Raw genomic sequence first — 18,419 nt, 5'->3', positions numbered from 1 at the left:
AAAACGCAATAAAAAGGTTGCATATTAAGTCGACCTTCGGCAAGATCACTCGCAACTGATTGGTTGCATATAGAGGAGAGTGAACATGACCGAGGTTCTTGATACCGATCGCATCGAACGCAGCATCGACATCGCCGCCCCCGTCTCGCGGGTGTGGCGGGCGCTGACCGACCACACGGAGTTCGGCGCCTGGTTCGGCGTCGCGCTCGACGGTCCCTTTGTGCCAGGCGAGAAATCCACCGGGCACATGACGATCTCAGGCTACGAGCATATTGCCTGGGATGCAGTGGTCGTGGCGGTGGAGCCGGAGCGGCTGTTTTCCTTCACCTGGCACCCTTACGCGGTCGACCCGGAGATCGACTATTCAGCCGAGCCTTCGACACTGGTCGAGTTCCATCTCGAGCCCGCCGACTCCGGCACCCGGCTGCTGGTGCGCGAAACCGGCTTCGATAAAATCCCCAAGGGGCGCCGGTTGGAAGCCTTGCGAATGAACGGCCAGGGATGGACATTCCAGATGAAAAACATCCAGGAGCATGTGGCCGGTGCTTGAGGCGCGGGAGCCAGAGGCTGGCGGTTTCGCGCCGCCGGCCGCGCTGTTCGCCGCACTGGGAGACGAGACCCGCCTGGCATTGCTCAACCGCCTGGCCGAAGGCCCCGCGCAGTCGATCACAGCGCTTGCATCCGAGCCCGGACACGCGCGCCTGACGCGCCAGGCGGTCACCAAGCATCTCAAGATCCTGGAACGCGCGGGGGTTGTGCACAGCAGCCGCAGCGGACGCGAAACGCTGTTCGAATACCAGCCCGGGCGGCTTGAGGAAGCCCGCCGCTATCTCGCCCGCATTTCCGCCCAATGGGATGATGCACTGACGCGCCTGCAGCGCTTCGTCGAAGACTGAGCGCGGCCTCCTGATACCCAATGCCGCCTTGACGCAGGCACCGCTTCGCGGTCTTCTGCCCGCACCTTGGGATACGCGCAACTCCGGAGCCAGCTCATGTCCGCGTCCGCTTATGTGTTTGATGCCTATGGCACCCTGTTCGACGTCCATGCGGCGGTGCGCAGACACGCGGAAGCGGTGGGACCGGACGCGGACCGGCTTTCGGAAATCTGGCGCGCCAAGCAGCTGGAATATTCCTGGATCCGCAGCATGATGGGCCGCTACCAGGATTTCTGGACCCTGACCGAGCAGGCGCTGGACTATGCGTTTCAGCGGGTGCCTTCCGCCGACACCTCGACCAAGGCGCAACTGCTGGAGGCCTATCACCGGCTGGACTGCTACGGCGAGGTGCCGCAGGTTCTGAAAAGCCTCAAGGACACCGGCGCGAAGCTTGCGATCCTGTCCAACGGCTCCCCCGCCATGCTCGAAGGCGCCGTGTCCGCCGCCGGTCTCGACGGCGTGCTCGACGAGGTGTTCTCCGTCGACAGCCTGCGGGTCTACAAGACCGACGAACGCGTCTACGACATGGTGACGACGCACTTCCGCATCTATCCCGAGGCCGTGTCGTTCCAGTCGTCCAACCGCTGGGACGTGGCGGGCGCGACGGCCTTCGGATTCCGCACCGTGTGGATCAACCGTTCTGGCCTGCCCGACGAATATACCGACCTGCCGCCCGCCGCCGTGCTCTCGGATCTGAACGGGCTCAAGGCGCTGGGATAGGGGTTTTCTGCGCGCGCCTCACACGTCGTCGCGCTCGATCCATTTGGCGACGCGCGGCGCCTTGTAGGCTTCGAAAGCGTCGAGCAGGGCGTCGGCGTCGGAATTGATTTTAAGGATCTCGCGGTGCTCGGCGCGGACGAAGCCCTCGATCACCTGGTGGTCGAGGAAGGTTTCCAGCGGCTCGTAGAAGCCCGAGACGTCCAGCAGCCCGCAGGGCTTGTCGTGGTGACCGAGCTGCGCCCAGGTCCAGACCTCGAAGAGCTCCTCCATGGTGCCGACGCCGCCGGGCAGCGCGATGAATCCGTCGGACATGTCCGCCATCATCCGCTTGCGCTCATGCATGGAGGCGACGACATGCATCTCGCTGAGCCCGTTGTGCGCGATCTCCTTCTCCACCAGCGCCTGCGGCATGATGCCGATGACATGGCCGCCCGAGGCCAGCGCGGCATCCGCCACCGCGCCCATGAGCCCGATCGACGCCCCGCCATAGACGAGCCGCAGGCCGCGCCGGGCGATCGTCGCGCCAAGCGCGGTCGCGGCGGCGCTGTAGGCGCCGCGCCTGCCCGGGTTGGAGCCGCAATAGACACAGATGCTCTTCATGCGTTTTCCAGTTCTGGCCCGATCGCTGAAATCTAGCTTGCGAGCTCATTGAGAATGCGGGCCCAGGAGCGGATGCCCTTGTGGTAGCTGGTGACGTTGTACTTCTCGTTCGGCGAATGAATCCGGTCGTCCTCCAGACCGAAGCCGATCAGCAGGCTGTCCATGTCGAGCTTGCGCTTGAAATCGCCGACGATGGGAATCGAGGCGCCGCAGCCGACCACGGCGGCGGGCTTGCCCCACTCGGCGGTCAGCGCGGTCTTCGCCTTGTTCAGCGCCGGGCTCTCGAAATCCAGCATCAGCGCCGGATTGGCGCCATGGTCGATGAACTCCACCGAGCAATCGGCCGGGATCTTCGAGCGCACATAGGTGCGAAAGCGATCGCGGATCTTCGCCGGGTCCTGCTCTCCCACCAGGCGGCAGGAGATCTTGGCGGATGCCTTGGAGGGGATCACCGTCTTGAAGCCGGCGCCGCCGTAGCCGCCGGTCACACCATTGATCTCGAGCGTCGGCCGGGTCCAGACCTGCTCCAGCGGCGTGCGGCCCTGCTCGCCGGCCGGGATCTTCAGATTGACCTTGCCGAGATAGGTGTCGGCGGAAAAGCCGAGCGTGTCCCAGATGGCGGCCACGTCGGCGGGCGGATCGATCACGCCCTCATAGAAGTCGGGCAGCGTCACCCGGCCTTCCGCGTCGTGCAGGCCGGCGAGAACATCGGCCATCACGTGCAGCGGGTTGCGGGCGATGCCGCCGTACATGCCCGAATGCAGGTCCTTGTCGGCCGCCGTGATGATGATCTCCTCCGCCATCAGCCCGCGCAGCGTGGTGGTGATCGCCGGGGTCTCGGCGTCCCACATGCAGGTGTCGCAGACCAGCGCCAGATCGACCGACAGCTCATCCTTGTTGGCGTCCAGGAAAGGCTCCAGCGACGGCGAGGCGCATTCCTCCTCCCCTCGAACAGCACGGAGACCGACAGCGGCAAGCCGCCCGTCTCGGCAATCCAGGCGCGCGCGGCTTCGACAAAGGTCATCAGCTGGCCCTTGTCGTCACCCGAGCCGCGCGCCACGATGATTTTCGTCCCGTCAGGCTGCGTCGCGATCCGCGGCGCAAACGGATCGGTCTCCCACAGTTCCAAAGGATCCACCGGCTGCACGTCATAGTGGCCGTAAAACAGCACGTGCGGACCAGGCTTGCCGTCGTCCGCAAGATGACCCACCACCATCGGATGACCGATCGTGTCGCGCACGCTGGCCGGGATGCCGATTCTGGTGAGTTCCGCGGCCAGCCATGCGGCCGCCTCGCGGCAGTCGCCGGCAAAAGCGGGATCGGTCGAGATGCTATTTATCTTCAGCAGCTCGAACAGGCGATCGAGACTCTGGTCGAAGTCGGCGTCGATACGCTCAAGGACGGCATTCAGCATGGCTTTTCAGATCTTCCCCGGCGCAAGGCGCCGAATTTGGGGTTGTGGCGCAAGGCGCCGAAACTCATGGTGGCGGCACATCGCTCGCTGCCGACGTTTGCATGACGATAGCGGCATCAGCCCGTGCCGGGCAATCCGTCATGCGCGCCGCTCACCCGCCTTCCACTGCTTGCGAGTGTGGCGGTTCCCACGTATCGTTACGTCAGTTTCATCTATTGCTTCGCGATGACCGCTTCACGCGCCACGCACTTTATTGCGGCGCCGGCGGCCAGCCGGCCGTGCCGGCACCGCACAAGAGACCACCGCGACGCAACTGGCAGCAGGGAGACCCCTCATGCCCGATCCGATACCCCGAACGCGCCTGTCCCCCCGCCGCGCGGCCCGACCCCGCGTTGAGAAAGCTTCAGATCCGTTTCGCGCTGGGATTCTTTCTCGCCGGCACCGTCTTTCTCGCCGGCTTTTTCATCGCCGATCAGCCACCCGGCGGCGAGGCGCTGCTCGGTCTGTCGGAAACCCGCACCGCCGTGTCGCTGTTTCTCGGCATGATGGCGATCCTGATCGGCGTCGCCATGGTGTTCTATGCGATCTTCGACAGCAACACGAATTTCAAGGACAGCAAGTGGAACCTGACCGGCGCGGTGGGGATCTTCGCCGTGCTGGTGTTCGGTCTCAACCTGGCGGCGCCGCGCTTCTACGACCCGGCCGAGACCATAGAGGCCCAGCGGGCGCAGATCGCCGGGCTCAAGGCGCAGGTGACCGGTAAGGACAACGAGATCGGCAAGCTGCAGGGTCAGATCGAATTCGCCACCGCCTATCGCGACATCTACAAGAAGGCGCTCGAGGAAGGCCCGCGCAACATCCACTTCAAGGTCGATTGCCATCTGGCCGGCGCCGCCCCCAGGCGCGCCGCCGGCGGTCCCTTCGACGATCCGCTGATGCCGCGCGGCGCCGGGCTGCATTCCGACGAGATCTATTTCGGCACCAGCCTGAACGGCAACATCCGCCCGACGGAAACCCGCAACCGCCGCGCCACGCGTCCGGGCGAGCCCGCGGTGCCGATCCGCTTCCGCCGGCTGCTGGAGGATTTCGAGGACATGGAAGACCTCAACATCTTCGTGTTCTGGCACGACCAGTCCAACGCTCCGCCAGTGGTGGACGGGGTGCATATCGAAGTGGTGCCGGACGGGCATCTGATCACGCTGCTGCTGGCCAATGGAAATTGCCGATGACGGGTTTGAACCGCGGACGCCGCGCGCCCGATGCCGCCTTGATGAACAACGCCACGGGAAGACGATGATGGGGAACCGGCTGGCCTCCGCCGCAATCGCTGTGACCATGCTGGGCGCGCATCTTGCCGCCCCGGGCTGGTGGCCCGCGGACACAGTGGCCCCGTTCGCCGGCGTCTCTGCGGCGCGGGCTGCCAGCGTCGACATCCAGGAATTGCTCGAGCGCGCGGCCCGCGATCCCGCGCGCGTGCTGAAGCTTCTGGAAGACGACCGGAGCTTTCCCGGCGGCCGCAGCCACTACGAAGCTAAGATCGAAGGGTTGGTCGATGTGATCCTCGAAGCGCCGCCCAACTCAAGCGAGGTGGCGGTCGCGGCGCGGATTCTCGGCTCGCTCGAACACCCCTGGGAGACAAACCGCCCGGACCTCGCCGCCAGACGGCTGAACGTGCTGGTGGAGACCGGCAACGTGGAGGCGCGCAACGATTTCGCGCGTGCTCTGGCCAACCGAAGCGGACTGTATCTCGACGCCAGCGGTCAGGACTTCACTGATCCGCAAGGTTACATCAAGGCCATCGCCGGCTACGCGGAGATGGCGCGCTTCAGCCAGACGCCCCATGCGTTGGTCTCGGCCTTGCGGCTGGGCTTGTTGCTGGCGGGCTGCCAATACACCGCCGCCTGCGATCCGGAGATCGCCAGCCAGACCGCCGGCCTGCCCGGAACGGCGGGACAGACGCCGGGGGAGCAGGCGCTCGCGCTGCTGCGCGACCTTGCGCCGCTGGATCCGAAATCCCCCGCCTTCCGCCTCTCGCCGGGACACTGGCGCTGGCGCAATGACGCCGCCTTCACGCTGGGGCTGGCCCAGGTCTACGCCGGCGATACCGGCGGCGCCCGCGAGACCTTCAACACCTTGCGCGACTGGCCGGTCCAGCTTGACGCCTATGCGCACGACATGATGGACGATGCGGCAATGGAGCTTCGCCGCAGCGAACCGGATTACCGCGATCAGGTGTTCGTCTGGTCCGTGCTCCCGGGGCGCGCCTTGGTGCACAACCGGCATTTCGCGGCTGAAACGGTGGGACAGCACGCGCTGGGAGCGCTCGACCGGACGGAGAGCGAGGATCCCAAGCGCATCGACATTTTCATCGAGACCTTCGACCGTATCGAGAACACAGACAATACGATCATCTTCGGCTCGTTCCGCTCGCGCACCCAGGCGCAGAATTTCATGGACGCCTATCAGCCGCTGCTCGACAGCTCGCGCCGCAGCTTCAACGGATCGCTGCCGGATCTGATGCTGGAGGTGGGAGCGCCACAGAGCGGCAGCGCATGGTATTCGGTCCGCACACACACGTCCCTGAGCGACAGCGATGTGCAGACCGTGCTGGAGGCATTGCGCGATACGCCAGCCTTTCAGAAGATACAACCCTATACGGACAGGCCGCGGGTGCAGTAAGACTGTGTTCCAAAATGCGTGCAAGGGGCGGCCGCTCAGGCAGCCCGGCCAATCACCGTTTCGAATTGAGTGACCGCAGATGACGCCGCTGGATGTTCTCAAGGCCCCCTTGTGGATCGCGGAGATCGGAGGCGCCGCGAAGTCCTTCGCCGCCAATCCGATTCTCGGCAATCCGACGCTCAACCGCTACGGGTTGCATCTGGCCAGGGTGAAGACCGCCGGCTGGATGGCTGACCGCCGCCGCGCATGGCTCGCCCGCGCCCTGGATGAGGCCGACCGCGCCGCCTACGCGCGTGACGGATTTCTCGAAAAGCGGGATTTCCTGGCGCCGGACGCCTTCGCGCAACTGCGCTCGGAGATCTATGGCAGGGCGTTTCCGGCGCGTGAGATGCGCCAGGGCCCGACGGTGACCCGCATGGTGCCCCTGCCCAATGCCTTGCTGAAATCCATGCCCGCAACGGCCTCCGTGGTGCGCTCGCGCGAGATCCGCGCCGCCATGCACTACATGTCGTCGCGCGGCGGGGAGCCGACCTTCTTCATCCAGACGGTGCTGGCCGACCCCAGCCGCAAGGCGGCCGATCCGCAGACCGATCTGCACGCCGACACGTTTCATTCCACGGTCAAGTGCTGGCTGTTCCTGCATGACGTGGGCGAGGACGACGGGCCGTTCGCCTATGTGCCCGGCTCGCACCGGCTGACGCGCGAGCGGCTCGATTGGGAATACCGCCAGAGCCTCGGCGCGCGCGACGCGCGCGGGCACCATTCGTTCGGCTCCTTCCGCATGCCCGAAAGCGACCTCCAAGCCCTCGGCCTGCCAGCGCCCCGGCGCATGGCGGTGAAAGCCAACACGCTGATCATCGCCGACACCTTCGGCTTCCACGCCCGCTCGCCCTCGTCGCGAAAGACGCTGCGCGTGGAGATCAACGGCAACATCCGCCGCAACCCGTTCCTGCCGTGGACGGGGCTGGACCCGGTTTCACTTCCGGGCCTGAAAGGCAATGAGCTGACGCTCTATCTGAAATACCTCGACTGGCGCCAGAAGCACTTCAAGAAGGGCAATGTCTGGCGTGACGTCGGAGAAGTGATGGTGGATGCGGACGCGGTGGTGTGACGGGACGCACGAGAGGAAACGGCTTTTCGCAACCGAACGCTGTTTCAGGCCAATTCCAAACGCAATGTACGACCGACTTCACGCGCAGCGCGCGACAGCGCGGCCAGGGTGACGCCAACATTGTCAGGATCGAGCAGTCGATCCAATTGCGAACGACTGGTATCCAATCGGCGCGCCATTTCCGCCTTGCTGATATTTTTCGTTTTCATCTCTTCAGCAAGTTGGAAGGCGACAACACGCTTGATCGCACGCGCGGTAGTTTCCTCAAAGGTCCCCTGTTCCTTGAGAAAATCCTCAAAGAATTCGCCTGCGGTTCCAATTTCGCGTTCCTGGATCATTTCAAACCTCGCATTCGCTTCGACGCCAGTTCGAGATCCGCATTCGACGTCTTCCGCGACTTCTTGACAAAACCATGCAAGAGCACCATCGCTCCATCTTGGATGCAGAACAAAATTCGCGCGATCCTGCCATTCGAAAGATCCGACCGGATTTCCCACAATCCCTTGCGCTTCATGATCGGCCGACAAAGCGGCATGCCAACCGGCCAGCCAAACTCCGCCACACGAATGTCGTCTCCGACACTTTTCCTATCTTGCGGCGAGAGATCCAGCAGCCAGTCCCTCACCGGCATGCGGCCGCTTTCGAGCATAAAGAAACGCGCCGAAAGACGCTTTGGATCCCCCATGGCTTGCATGTACCATAAATAGTACACATTCGCCAAGCGTCATGTCGCGACCGCGCACCGGGTCGCGGTCTATTCGGCCGCCCGCGCGAGCTTTGGCTCAGCCGCTGGTTGAGCTTGTGGATCAGACCCTGGGCAGCTTCGGTGATCACAGAGGCCGGCGGGAAGATCGGCACGCCCGGAGGCATCACTCTGCGGAAAACAAGGTGCCGTCGAACAGCCAGTTCGCCCGCAATGTCACCGCGTGAACATCGGCGCCGACCGTATAGTCTTCCGGCACACCGAAGGTGTTGGTGGTCGTTCCACTGTGCGTCGCGTCGCCCAGGCTGACGTAGCTGTAGTTGAGACCCAGCACCAGATTCTCGGTCACGCGATAGTCGAGACCGCCGCCGAGCGTGAAGCCGTGGTGCCACTTGGTCGTGTCAAAAAGACATGCCGCCGGAAAACAGTTCAGACGATCGGTATTTGTCACGCTGACATTGCCGCCGGCATAACCACCTTCGACATAGGGCAGCAGACTGCCGAATGCGTATCCGATCCGGGCCGTGACGGTCGCAAGCAGATCCACCTTCGTTTCCAGGGTATCGCTTGGGGGAAAGAACGGGCTTGTCTCGCGGGTTTCCAGACTCATCGCACTCAAGCTGACGCCGATGCCGCCGACGACATGGTCCCATTGGGTCAGCATTCCGAGCTGCACACCGCCCGTCACGCCGTCGCCCGAGGACATGTATGAATTCCCGGCGAAATTCGTGAACCAACCGCCCAGATTGTCGGTCCAATCGATGTCGCCGTGACCCAATCCGCCATGCACGCCGAGATAGATCGCGTTCCAATCCCATGCAGGCGCCGCGGCCGGGGCATCACGAGACGCAATCGAGGACCCCTGATCCCCGAACAGCCAATTCGCACGCGCCGTGACGGCGTGAACGTCCGCGCCGACCTTGAAGTTCTCCAGCGTTCCGGCGTTCCCGGTGACGCCGATGTATGCGTGATTACCAAGGTTTGCGTATCTGTAGTTCACGCCGAGCGCGATGTTGTCGCTGATCCTGTAGTCCACGCCGCCACCCAGCGTGAAACCGTGCTGCCACTGCGAGGAATCATACACACAGGGAACGGCACATCCGAAAAAGCCCGCGCCGCTCGTGTTTCTCATCGACACCATGCCGCCTGCGTAGCCACCCTGGACATAGGGAAGCCAGTCGCCGAACGCGTATCCCAGCCGTCCGGTGACGCTGACCAGCGTGTCGATCTCGGTCTTGTATGTATCGATTGCGGGAAAAAACGGGCTGGCCGCGCGTGTTCCGCCGCTTGCGCCGCTCACCGAGAGTTCGAGACCGCCAACGATGTTGCCCTGTTGCCGCAGGATGCCGACCTGCCCGCCGCCGATGAACCCGTTGTCGGACGCGGAATGGGTAAATCCTGGCGGCGCCCACCAGTTCCCGGTGTTGTCCGTCCAGCGCACATCGCTGCCGACCCATCCGGCGTGAGCGCCCATGTAGACGCCATTCCAGTCCCAGACGGGCCGTTCATCAGAGGCGTGCGCGGACGCGGCAAACGACACGGCGAGGACCGCTGCGTGGAGAAGGATCTTGTTCATTGCCCCGCCTTCGCGAATCCGGCGTCGCGGGCTCTGCCGCCGTCCGAAATCGCCATATTTTTTGGCAACTTATTCTACCGCAGCGGCATTTTGGTGGCGCGCTTGCCACATGTACATACAATTACGCATGGCAAACGGTTGCGCATGCGACGGCACAAGGTCTCTCCGAGAGTGGCAGACGCAAGAGCGCGCGCCGGAAAGCCTCCCGCCTACTCCGCGGCTTGCGCGGGCTCGTAGCCCAGCCGCTGGTTGAGTTTGTGGATCAGGTCCTGGGCGGCCTCGGCGATGACGGTGCCCGGCGGGAAGATGGCCGCCGCGCCAGCCTCATGGAGCGCGTCGTAATCCTGCGGCGGAACCACGCCGCCGACGACGATCATGATGTCCTCGCGGCCCTCGTCCGCCAGCGCCTTTTTCAGCGCCGGCACCAGCGTCAGATGACCGGCGGCCAGCGATGAGACGCCGACCATGTGCACGTCATTCTCCACCGCCTGACGCGCCGCTTCCTCGGGTGTCTGGAACAGCGGACCGATATCGACGTCGAAGCCGAGATCGGCAAACGACGAAGCGATCACCTTCTGGCCGCGGTCGTGCCCGTCCTGGCCCATCTTGGCGACCAGAATACGCGGGCGGCGGCCGTCGTTTTCCTCGAACGCGGCGGCCAGCTTCAAGACCTTGTCCACCGCATCCGACATGGCTCCGACCTCCCGTTTGTAGACGCCCGAAATCGACTTGATCTCGGCCTTGTGGCGGCCAAAGACCTTTTCCATCGCCAGGCTGATCTCGCCCACCGTCGCCATGGCGCGGGCCGCCTTGACCGACAGATCCAGCAGGTTGCCGGAGCCCCGCGCGCCTTCCGTCAGCGCATCCAGCGCCGCCTGGCAGGCCGCCTCGTCGCGCATGCCGCGCAGGCGCTCGAGCTTGGCGATCTGCTGCGCCCGCACCCCGGCGTTGTCGACCTTCAGCACGTCGATGGTCTCTTCGGTGTCGGGCTTGAACTTGTTGACGCCGACCACCGTCTGCCGGCCCGCGTCGATCCGCGCCTGGGTCTTGGCGGCCGCCTCCTCGATGCGCAGCTTCGGGATGCCCTTCTCGATGGCCTTGGCCATGCCGCCGAGTCTTTCGACTTCCTCGATGTGCTCCAGCGCGGATGCCGCCAGCTCGTAGGTCAGCCGCTCCACGTAGAAGGAACCGCCCCAGGGATCGATGGTCCGGGTGGTGCCCGTCTCCTGCTGCAGGAAAAGCTGGGTGTTGCGGGCGATGCGGGCGGAGAAATCGGTGGGCAGCGCCAGCGCCTCGTCGAGCGAATTGGTGTGCAGCGACTGGGTGTGGCCCTGGGTCGCCGCCATGGCCTCCACGCAGGTGCGCGCCACGTTGTTGAACACGTCCTGGGCGGTGAGCGACCAGCCGGACGTCTGCGAGTGGGCGCGCAGGCTGAGCGACTTGGGGTTCTTGGGATCGAACTCGCGCTTGATCAGCTTGGCCCAGACAAGGCGGGCGGCGCGCAGCTTGGCGACTTCCATGAAGAAGTTCATGCCGATGGCCCAGAAGAAGGACAGCCGGGGCGCGAAGGCATCGATGTCCATGCCGGCGGCGACGCCCGCGCGCGCGTACTCAATCCCGTCGGCGATGGTGTAGGCCAGTTCCAGGTCCGCCGTCGCGCCCGCTTCCTGCATGTGATAGCCGGAAATCGAGATCGAATTGTATTTCGGCATATGAGCGGCGGTGAAGGCGAAGATGTCGGAGATGATCCGCATCGAGGGCAATGGGGGATAGATATAGGTGTTGCGGACCATGAACTCCTTGAGGATGTCGTTCTGGATGGTCCCGGCCAGCTTCTCGTGCGGCACGCCCTGCTCTTCCGCCGCCACGATGTAGAGCGCCAGCACCGGCAGCACCGCGCCGTTCATGGTCATCGACACGGTCATCTTGTCGAGCGGGATGCCGTCGAACAGGGTGCGCATGTCGAGAATGGAATCGATGGCCACGCCCGCCATGCCCACGTCGCCCGACACCCGCGGATGGTCACTGTCGTAGCCGCGGTGGGTGGCGAGATCGAAGGCGATCGACAGTCCCTTCTGGCCGGCCGCCAGGTTGCGCCGGTAAAACGCATTGGAATCCTCGGCCGTCGAGAAGCCCGCGTACTGGCGCACCGTCCAGGGCTGCTGGACATACATCGTCGGATAGGGGCCGCGCAGATAGGGCGCCATGCCCGGCCAGGTTTCGAGAAAATCCAGCCCGTCGAGATCCGACGACGTATAGACCGGCTTCACAAGAATATCCTCGGGCGTCTGCCACGGCTGCGCGGCGCCCGCGTCCGCCTCGGGCAGCACGTCGGCATAGTCGATCTGGGAAAAGTCCGGGATCCGGCTCATCGCGTTCGCTCCCCCGGGCAAGCCGCCCGCGTCCTCTCGGCCATCATGTTAGCCCAAATCCAGCACGTCGTGCACGTGACGCAAGGCGGCGAGCACATCGCACCCCTCGTACAGGAAATCCGTCACGCCGGCATCCGTCAGCGCGTCCCGCAATTCGCCAGGCCTTCCCGCCAGATACACGGCCCGGGCGCCCGCCTCCCTCAACGCCCGCGCCAGCGCTTCGGCATGGTCGGCATACAGCGCGTCGGTGGAGCAGATACACGCGATGCGGGCGCCGCTGTCCGCGAATGCCGCCGCCATCTCCGAGACTGCATCCGCGGGCGCAGGCTCGCCCGTGACCGCCTCGATGCCCCGGCGGCAAAGAGCGTGCGCGCCCAGCCGGACCGGGCCGCATGGTCGGCGGCACCGCCGATCGTCGCCAGAAACACCGCCGGCCGCGCACCCGTGGCGGCGAAAGAGCAATCCGCCGCGTCGCGCAACGCCTCATACGGCTCGGCCAGACGCATCGGCGGCAGCGCCTCCACCTGGGTCCGGGACGGCGCGCCGCGCGCCAGCGTCATCTCCGATACGCTCGCACCGTCGCGCACCGCATCAACAAGCGCGCGCATCAGATCACCCTTGCCCGGAGGCGGCAGTTCGAGCGAACGCGAGGACGCGGAAAGATCCACAGGCTCGGCCACGACAACGCTCACCGGGCGCTCGTCGAGATTGGCGAACGCGCTGGTCCCGGTCAGCGGATCGCGGCGCGTGGCAACCCGCTGCAGCCGTTCGTCACGCACCTTGACGATGCCGGGCGTAATCCTGCCGTCGACATAGGCCCGCTCGATTCCACCGGCCGCCTCGGCATCCTGAAACAGCGCCCATGCCTCCTGCACAAGCTGCTGGGTGCGCGCTTCGACCGCGCCAGACCCCGCCGCCGGATCGGCCACCCGGTGCACATTGGATTCCTCAAGCAGGATGGTCTGAATATTGCGCGCAATCCGCCGCGCAAAGGAATCCGGCACGCCGAGCGCCTCCGTGAACGGCAGGACCGTTACGCTGTCCGCGCCCCCGACACCCGCGGCGAAGCACGCCACCGTGCCGCGCAACATGTTCACCCAGGGATCCCGGCGGGTCATCATGCGCCACGCGGTCTCCGCATGGATATGCAGCGGACGCTGCTCGAGACCGGATGCGTCCAGCACCCGGGCCCACAGGCGCCGCATGGCGCGAATCTTGGCGATCGTGCCGAACTGGTCGGTGTCGGCGGCAAGCGCAACGTCGACCCGGTCCTGCGGAACGAAGCCGGCGATACCGGCATCGTCGAGCAGGCGCAGATAGGTCACGGCGCTGGCGAGCGTGTAGCCAAGCTCCTGCGCGTCGCTGGCGCCGGCCGCGTGCCAGACCCGCCCGTCCGCCTTGGTCACCGAGCCCTTGAGGCCGCGATCCTCCAGATAGTGCGCGAGGTCCTGCAGACGCGGCGCGAGCCGCTCGAGCGGCGCCGACTGACGGCCCGACTGAACCATGGCCGCGATCGGATCGACGGCAGCGCGGATATCAAGCGCCGCAATGTCATGGCCGCGCCGGCCGGCAAGTTCCAGGAGCATGGCGATGAGCGGGCGGCACTCGTGGCCGGCATTGAGCCTCAGGGAGATAAGGTCCAGATGCACGCCGCCCAGGAGCGTTTCCAGGTCGGCGAACGTGTCGACAACGATGCCCGAGCCGCGGGCGTGATTGGACGACGACATGATCAGGTCGAGACCGTTGGCGCCCCGTCAAGGTCTTCCAGAATCATGCTGTTCGAGACGGCTGGACTGGGATGCGCGATGCGCGTCACGACGGTCCAGGGCTGCGCGGCGGGCCTGCCGGAGACCGCCGCCACGTCACGCCTGCCGGAATACAGCGGCTCGATCGGCAATCCACCGTCGGTCACCGAGCGCAACCTATCGAAGGACGCGCCCTTCAGCGCCTTTTCCACCAGTTGCTGCCAGTCGGCTTGTGTGCCGGGCGCAAAGCCGGCCGCAAAATCAAGTGCCTGCACGTCGGTTCCGGGTCCTGTTGTTCAATCGGCCGTTACGCTTGACCGAAACAGCAATACTCTCGCATCGCACCACAGGTAACCGGAAAACGCGATCGCATGCCAGTGCGCATTCCGTCAAATAGTCGCACGAGGATGACGCATCGACGCCGGATTCGCTCCCTGCACCTGTCCCGCGGCGGTCCCGCCCGAACGCCCGCCCCTGACGACGATGCGGATACGGGCCCCTTTCACCCGATCCAACCGACATTTCAGCATCAGCGTGAATGAATATTGAACTCAACGCCCAATCAGGACAAATCATATTGTTCAAATTGCCAGTCCCAGGAAGGATGGCTCGAAAGCCGGAATCGGGGTTCGTCTCGGAATACGGCCATTCAGGAACAACGGGCGGCCCCGGATGAACCGCCGTCCGCACGCGGACGGAGCAAGACAGAACAGGAGCAATACCTGCCGTTTCTGTGCCGTAACGGCACTTGGCTTATTCGCGCAAATACGAACATAAGCAAATTTGATAGACCTCACGGCAAATTCACCGTAGAGTTATTTTGCAACGTCGATCATGCACATAGTAATAGTTACTGCTGTGAACGTTGTCATGCGACAGATGATTAACGAGGCTAAAATAGCCCAAAAACAATGGTTTCCGACGAAATGCGCGCGGAACCAGAACATAATAATACGAAGACCGAAGGCCCCATCATGACAGAAATGCTAGAACTCTTCGACATAGCCAAGAAACTGAACCGTGCAAGCGATCCGAAGCACGTCTTGGACGTTCTGGAAACCCAGTTGCGCCGGCATGGCGCATCCCACATCCTGATCACCGGGCTGCCGATGCCCAACCGGCCGATCGACAACCTGATCCTGCGCTTCCGCTGGCCCGACCTGCGGCGCGACGGGGTCGAGTTGAGCACCGTCACGGCAAGCGATTCGATCCTCACGGTCTGCCTGACGGCGGTGCGCCCGTTCCTGTGGCAATCCGACACCGCCGATGGCGAGCATTCCGATCTGCTGGAAGCCGCGGGCGCGGCGGACGGCGACGTCAATGTGCTCGTGGTGCCGGTGGACGACGTGGATCCCTTCCAGGCGGTCATCGTCTGCGCCGGCCGCGACATGGCCATTTCGTCGGAAGCCCTTTCGGGCATCGACATCCTGTGCAGCGTCGCGATCCGCCGCCTCATCCAGCTCGGTTTCGTGAACTCCGACCGCCCGGGCGACTTGTCCGCACGCGAGCGTTGCGTGCTGGAGCTCACGGCATTGGGCAAGACCGCGTCCGACATTGCCGAGCTGCTGAAGATCTCTCAGCGTACCGTGCACGCCCATCTGCAGAACGCGGGATCCAAGCTCAACGCGTCCAACAAGACGCACACCGTCGTGGAAGCCCTGCGCTACGCCCAGATTCGCATCGGCCAGCGCTAGGCCGGTTCATCGCCCCGCAGCCGATTTGGGCGAGACCGGGGCGCGCCAGAGACCGCCGGCGCCGGATTTCAGTGCCGGTCCAAAATGAAACGGGGAGCTTCTCAGCTCCCCGTTTTGCATTCCGGCGCCACCGCGCGGCCGTTGGTATCAGTAGGTCATCATCGGCTCGAGCGTCTTGGCCTGCTCGACCCAGTCGGTGACGGACTTCGCGCTCGGAACCAGACGCACAAGCTTCTTGGTCTCGTTGACCTCGGCCATCTTGGCGGCAAGGTTCTCCGCGTTGCGGTTGCGCAATTCCTTGACCGTATCGACGCCCGCGGCTTCCAGCAGTTCCGAATATTCCTCGGCGACGCCCTTGATCCGCATCAGATCGGCCATGTTCGCCCACTTCAGGATCCGCGACGCCTCGATGCCGGTCTCCTCGGCCAGCGCCTTGCGTCCCTTCGGATCCTTGGCGCGGTCCAGATAGGCCCCTGTGTTGGTTATGCCCGCAGCGGACAGCTTCGCGGCGTAGGCCGGGCCGATCCCTTCAATATCTGCAATCGGGTAAGAAGACATGATCAGTGTGCTCCCAAATAAAACATCTCACGAAATTGAGTTGAAGTGCCGGGCAGCCGGAACGGCCACCCGTTTCATCACACGACCTGGCTGAGGCCGGGAATCGCATTGATGATCTCGTCGACGGTGTCCTCGTCAGCCTTTTCCTTGGCGAAGGTGACGACTTCCTTTGTGACCGACTGGACCTGGCTCATGTCGAGCCCCGCGCTGGTGAGTTCATTGAGCGCACCCATGGCGCCCATGCCGCCCATCATGCCGGCCAGTCCGCCCAGCATGCCGCCGCCGCCGGCCGTGTCCTTCTCCTCGATCAGGTCACGCGCGCCGGGAATGGCGTCGATCACCTGCCTCACGAGATCGGACGGTCCGTCCTTGTTCAGAAATCTGAGGATAATGGCGACCGCCTGCCGGGCAAGCTCCGGGCTGATGCCTGTTTTCGCTACGATACGTTCGATCAGTTCGTTCATTGCCGCCTCCGTGACTGGCGTATTTCATGGCAATGTGACAACAGTCGCGCCGGCTTCGCAAGCCGATAAGGTCTTGGAAGCGAAGAAAATACACGGCATCCTGTGTTTGGCCCCGATCGCGGGGAACGAGCCCGCCAACCGGGCTCTCCCGGTGCCGCGGACACCCAGGCGGGAACATCCCGGCCCCCTGCATCAGGCAGCGGGCGTCGCGACGTTTCAGCCGACGGACAATCAACGCCAGGGCGCTCCGGTCAACGCGCGTCCCGCAACTCTGGGAGAAACGCGTGCTCGTCGACGGAAAACTCTTCATTGGCGCGGGCTCGAAGCCGCAATACCTCGACCTGAAATACGCCAACCGGCATGGGTTGATCACAGGCGCCACCGGCACCGGCAAGACGGTGTCGCTGCAGATCCTCGCGGAGGGCTTTTCCGACGCGGGCGTTCCTGTGTTCTGCTCGGACATCAAGGGGGATCTGTCCGGCCTTGCCACGCCAGGCGAGACAAAGGATTTCCTCACCAAGCGCGCGCAGACCATCGGCTTTGCCGACGACTACGCGTTCGCCGGCTTCCCCACGGTGTTCTGGGACCTGTTCGGCGAAAGCGGCCATTCGGTGCGCACCACGATCTCGGAAATGGGACCGCTGCTGCTGGCGCGGCTGATGGACCTCAATGCGACACAGGAAGGCGTGCTCAACATCGCCTTTCAGATTGCCGACGACGAGGGCCTGCTGCTGCTGGACCTCAAGGACTTGCGCGCGATGCTGGTGAACCTGGGCGATCGCGCCAAGGAGGTCTCGACGATCTACGGCAACGTCTCCAAGGCCTCCATCGGCGCCATCCAGCGCCAGTTGCTGGTGCTCGAGCGCCAGGGCGGCGAGGCCTTCTTCGGCGAACCCGCGCTCGATATTCGTGACCTGATGCGCACCACGCGTGACGGCCGCGGGATAGTCAACATTCTGGCCGCCGGCAAGCTGATGGAGTCGCCACGGCTCTATGCGACATTCCTGCTGTGGCTGCTGTCCGAGCTCTTCGAGGAACTGCCCGAGGTCGGCGATCCCGACAAGCCGCGGCTGGTGTTCTTCTTCGACGAGGCGCATCTGCTGTTCGATGAGGCGCCCAAAGTGCTTCTGGAAAAGGTCGAGCAGATCGTGCGGCTCATCCGGTCGAAGGGCGTCGGCATCTATTTCGTGACCCAGAACCCGCTCGACGTGCCCGACAGCGTGCTGTCCCAGCTCGGCAACCGGGTGCAGCACGCCCTGCGCGCCTTCACCCCGCGCGACCAGAAGGCGGTCCGCGCGGCTGCGGAAACCTTCCGTCCCAACCCGGATCTGGACACCGTGCAGGTGATCACCGAGCTCGGTGTTGGCGAGGCGCTGGTCTCCACTCTCGGCGCCAAGGGCGTGCCATCGATCGTGGAGCGCACGCTGGTGCGGCCGCCATCGTCTCGACTGGGCCCGCTCACGGAGTCAGAGGTGCGCAAGGTGATCCAGGCCAGCCCGCTGTTCGGGGTCTACGACGAATCCCAGGACCGGGAATCGGCCTACGAGATCCTGAAGGAGCGCGCGGCCAAGGCGATTGCTCTGGAAGAAGAGCAGCGCGCCCGCGAAGACCGGGACCGCGAAAGCGGAAACCGGACCCGTCGCACGCGTTCGGGTTTCAGCGTGCCGGACTTCGGACGCGACGACCGGCCCACGAAGACGGCGCGGCAACGCACGACCCAACGCCGCTCGCAGCGCCAAAGCGTGACCGAGGCGGCGGTCAAATCCGTGGTCCGGTCCATGGGCTCGTCCATTGGCCGGGCGCTCGTGCGCGGCTTGCTCGGATCACTCAAACGCGGGTTTTGAGCGC

At 64.5% G+C, this 18,419-nt stretch carries 18 protein-coding genes and 1 pseudogene; 8 read left to right on the top strand and 11 right to left on the bottom strand.

The window, feature by feature from the left end:
* The first annotated feature begins 85 nt into the window (after window positions 1-85).
* The 3 genes from D1F64_RS07350 to D1F64_RS07340 all read left to right on the top strand — a co-directional run bounded on the left by D1F64_RS07350 (window position 86) and on the right by D1F64_RS07340 (window position 1,655).
* Complete coding sequence (locus D1F64_RS07350; RefSeq protein WP_117414488.1) at window positions 86-550, top strand: SRPBCC family protein; 465 nt, start codon at window positions 86-88, stop codon at window positions 548-550.
* Window positions 543-896 (top strand): helix-turn-helix domain-containing protein, encoded by a 354-nt coding sequence (locus tag D1F64_RS07345; RefSeq protein WP_248304654.1) that lies wholly within the window; start codon window positions 543-545, stop codon window positions 894-896. The genes D1F64_RS07350 and D1F64_RS07345 overlap by 8 nt, the downstream gene beginning before the upstream one ends.
* A gap of 96 nt (window positions 897-992) precedes the next feature.
* The gene (locus D1F64_RS07340) at window positions 993-1,655 is read left to right on the top strand and encodes a haloacid dehalogenase type II (protein WP_117411897.1); all 663 of its coding nucleotides are present in this window, start codon (window positions 993-995) and stop codon (window positions 1,653-1,655) included.
* A gap of 18 nt (window positions 1,656-1,673) precedes the next feature.
* On the opposite strand, the gene D1F64_RS07335 is transcribed toward D1F64_RS07340, so the two are convergent.
* Together D1F64_RS07335 and D1F64_RS07330 are read right to left on the bottom strand one after the other, a co-directional pair.
* Window positions 1,674-2,255, bottom strand: coding sequence for a TIGR00730 family Rossman fold protein (locus tag D1F64_RS07335; protein WP_117411896.1), 582 nt, complete (start codon window positions 2,253-2,255; stop codon window positions 1,674-1,676).
* Between the two features lie 32 nt (window positions 2,256-2,287).
* A pseudogene (locus tag D1F64_RS07330) lies at window positions 2,288-3,669 on the bottom strand (M20/M25/M40 family metallo-hydrolase).
* 392 nt (window positions 3,670-4,061) lie between these two features.
* Between D1F64_RS07330 and D1F64_RS07325 the strand changes: the two are divergent.
* The 3 genes from D1F64_RS07325 to D1F64_RS07315 all read left to right on the top strand — a co-directional run bounded on the left by D1F64_RS07325 (window position 4,062) and on the right by D1F64_RS07315 (window position 7,459).
* Window positions 4,062-4,898: a hypothetical protein gene (locus tag D1F64_RS07325; RefSeq protein ID WP_117411895.1), complete on the top strand. Its 837-nt coding sequence runs from the start codon at window positions 4,062-4,064 to the stop codon at window positions 4,896-4,898.
* Window positions 4,899-4,962: 64 nt separating this feature from the next.
* Window positions 4,963-6,348, top strand: coding sequence for a hypothetical protein (locus D1F64_RS07320; protein ID WP_162901387.1), 1,386 nt, complete (start codon window positions 4,963-4,965; stop codon window positions 6,346-6,348).
* Between the two features lie 79 nt (window positions 6,349-6,427).
* Window positions 6,428-7,459 carry a phytanoyl-CoA dioxygenase family protein gene (locus D1F64_RS07315; protein ID WP_117411893.1) on the top strand — a complete coding sequence of 344 codons (1,032 nt, stop codon included), beginning with the start codon at window positions 6,428-6,430 and terminating at the stop codon, window positions 7,457-7,459.
* Between the two features lie 44 nt (window positions 7,460-7,503).
* Here the strand turns inward: D1F64_RS07315 and D1F64_RS07310 are convergent, their stop codons facing one another.
* From D1F64_RS07310 to D1F64_RS23730, 7 genes are all read right to left on the bottom strand, one after another.
* Window positions 7,504-7,797 carry a helix-turn-helix transcriptional regulator gene (locus tag D1F64_RS07310; protein WP_205470690.1) on the bottom strand — a complete coding sequence of 98 codons (294 nt, stop codon included), beginning with the start codon at window positions 7,795-7,797 and terminating at the stop codon, window positions 7,504-7,506.
* Window positions 7,794-8,171, bottom strand: coding sequence for a type II toxin-antitoxin system RelE/ParE family toxin (locus D1F64_RS07305; RefSeq protein WP_346432321.1), 378 nt, complete (start codon window positions 8,169-8,171; stop codon window positions 7,794-7,796). Before D1F64_RS07305 ends, D1F64_RS07310 begins: the two co-directional genes overlap by 4 nt.
* Before the next feature lie 157 nt (window positions 8,172-8,328).
* Window positions 8,329-9,738 (bottom strand): outer membrane beta-barrel protein, encoded by a 1,410-nt coding sequence (locus tag D1F64_RS07300; RefSeq protein ID WP_117411891.1) that lies wholly within the window; start codon window positions 9,736-9,738, stop codon window positions 8,329-8,331.
* Between the two features lie 209 nt (window positions 9,739-9,947).
* A complete protein-coding gene (gene scpA, locus D1F64_RS07295) occupies window positions 9,948-12,110 on the bottom strand; it encodes a methylmalonyl-CoA mutase (RefSeq protein WP_117411890.1) in 2,163 nt (720 codons plus the stop codon).
* Between the two features lie 48 nt (window positions 12,111-12,158).
* Window positions 12,159-12,290, bottom strand: coding sequence for a hypothetical protein (locus D1F64_RS25040; protein WP_256372890.1), 132 nt, complete (start codon window positions 12,288-12,290; stop codon window positions 12,159-12,161).
* A gap of 20 nt (window positions 12,291-12,310) precedes the next feature.
* Window positions 12,311-13,837 (bottom strand): methylmalonyl-CoA mutase family protein, encoded by a 1,527-nt coding sequence (locus D1F64_RS07290; protein WP_205470689.1) that lies wholly within the window; start codon window positions 13,835-13,837, stop codon window positions 12,311-12,313.
* 2 nt (window positions 13,838-13,839) lie between these two features.
* Window positions 13,840-14,130, bottom strand: a complete 291-nt coding sequence (locus D1F64_RS23730; protein WP_205470688.1) for a hypothetical protein — start codon at window positions 14,128-14,130, stop codon at window positions 13,840-13,842.
* A gap of 699 nt (window positions 14,131-14,829) precedes the next feature.
* Here D1F64_RS23730 and D1F64_RS07285 point away from each other — a divergent pair.
* On the top strand, window positions 14,830-15,549 hold the full coding sequence (locus D1F64_RS07285; RefSeq protein ID WP_117414486.1) for a helix-turn-helix domain-containing protein: 720 nt from the start codon (window positions 14,830-14,832) through the stop codon (window positions 15,547-15,549).
* A gap of 147 nt (window positions 15,550-15,696) precedes the next feature.
* Here the strand turns inward: D1F64_RS07285 and D1F64_RS07280 are convergent, their stop codons facing one another.
* Together D1F64_RS07280 and D1F64_RS07275 are read right to left on the bottom strand one after the other, a co-directional pair.
* On the bottom strand, window positions 15,697-16,107 hold the full coding sequence (locus D1F64_RS07280; RefSeq protein ID WP_117411889.1) for a DUF4332 domain-containing protein: 411 nt from the start codon (window positions 16,105-16,107) through the stop codon (window positions 15,697-15,699).
* A gap of 77 nt (window positions 16,108-16,184) precedes the next feature.
* Window positions 16,185-16,571: a DUF2267 domain-containing protein gene (locus tag D1F64_RS07275; protein ID WP_117411888.1), complete on the bottom strand. Its 387-nt coding sequence runs from the start codon at window positions 16,569-16,571 to the stop codon at window positions 16,185-16,187.
* Window positions 16,572-16,855: 284 nt separating this feature from the next.
* Here D1F64_RS07275 and D1F64_RS07270 point away from each other — a divergent pair, with 284 nt between their 5' ends.
* Entirely contained in the window at window positions 16,856-18,415 is a 1,560-nt protein-coding gene (locus tag D1F64_RS07270; RefSeq protein WP_117411887.1) for a helicase HerA-like C-terminal domain-containing protein, read from the top strand.
* The last annotated feature ends 4 nt before the right edge of the window (window positions 18,416-18,419 follow it).

The organism is Breoghania sp. L-A4 (genome assembly GCF_003432385.1).
Lineage (GTDB): Bacteria > Pseudomonadota > Alphaproteobacteria > Rhizobiales > Stappiaceae > Breoghania.
This window is presented reverse-complemented; position numbering and strand designations above follow the sequence as displayed.

Excerpts from the sequence above, each read along its gene's own strand:
- D1F64_RS07340 (WP_117411897.1), top strand. The coding sequence starts at position 993 with ATGTCCGCGTCCGCTTATGTGTTTGATGCCTATGGCACCCTGTTCGAC.
- D1F64_RS07290 (WP_205470689.1), bottom strand. The coding sequence starts at position 13,837 with ATGTCGTCGTCCAATCACGCCCGCGGCTCGGGCATCGTTGTCGACACG.
- D1F64_RS07320 (WP_162901387.1), top strand. The coding sequence starts at position 4,963 with ATGATGGGGAACCGGCTGGCCTCCGCCGCAATCGCTGTGACCATGCTG.
- D1F64_RS07350 (WP_117414488.1), top strand. The coding sequence starts at position 86 with ATGACCGAGGTTCTTGATACCGATCGCATCGAACGCAGCATCGACATC.
- D1F64_RS07310 (WP_205470690.1), bottom strand. The coding sequence starts at position 7,797 with ATGATCCAGGAACGCGAAATTGGAACCGCAGGCGAATTCTTTGAGGAT.
- D1F64_RS07335 (WP_117411896.1), bottom strand. The coding sequence starts at position 2,255 with ATGAAGAGCATCTGTGTCTATTGCGGCTCCAACCCGGGCAGGCGCGGC.
- D1F64_RS07275 (WP_117411888.1), bottom strand. The coding sequence starts at position 16,571 with ATGAACGAACTGATCGAACGTATCGTAGCGAAAACAGGCATCAGCCCG.
- D1F64_RS07285 (WP_117414486.1), top strand. The coding sequence starts at position 14,830 with ATGACAGAAATGCTAGAACTCTTCGACATAGCCAAGAAACTGAACCGT.
- D1F64_RS07280 (WP_117411889.1), bottom strand. The coding sequence starts at position 16,107 with ATGTCTTCTTACCCGATTGCAGATATTGAAGGGATCGGCCCGGCCTAC.
- D1F64_RS07300 (WP_117411891.1), bottom strand. The coding sequence starts at position 9,738 with ATGAACAAGATCCTTCTCCACGCAGCGGTCCTCGCCGTGTCGTTTGCC.
- scpA (WP_117411890.1), bottom strand. The coding sequence starts at position 12,110 with ATGAGCCGGATCCCGGACTTTTCCCAGATCGACTATGCCGACGTGCTG.
- D1F64_RS07315 (WP_117411893.1), top strand. The coding sequence starts at position 6,428 with ATGACGCCGCTGGATGTTCTCAAGGCCCCCTTGTGGATCGCGGAGATC.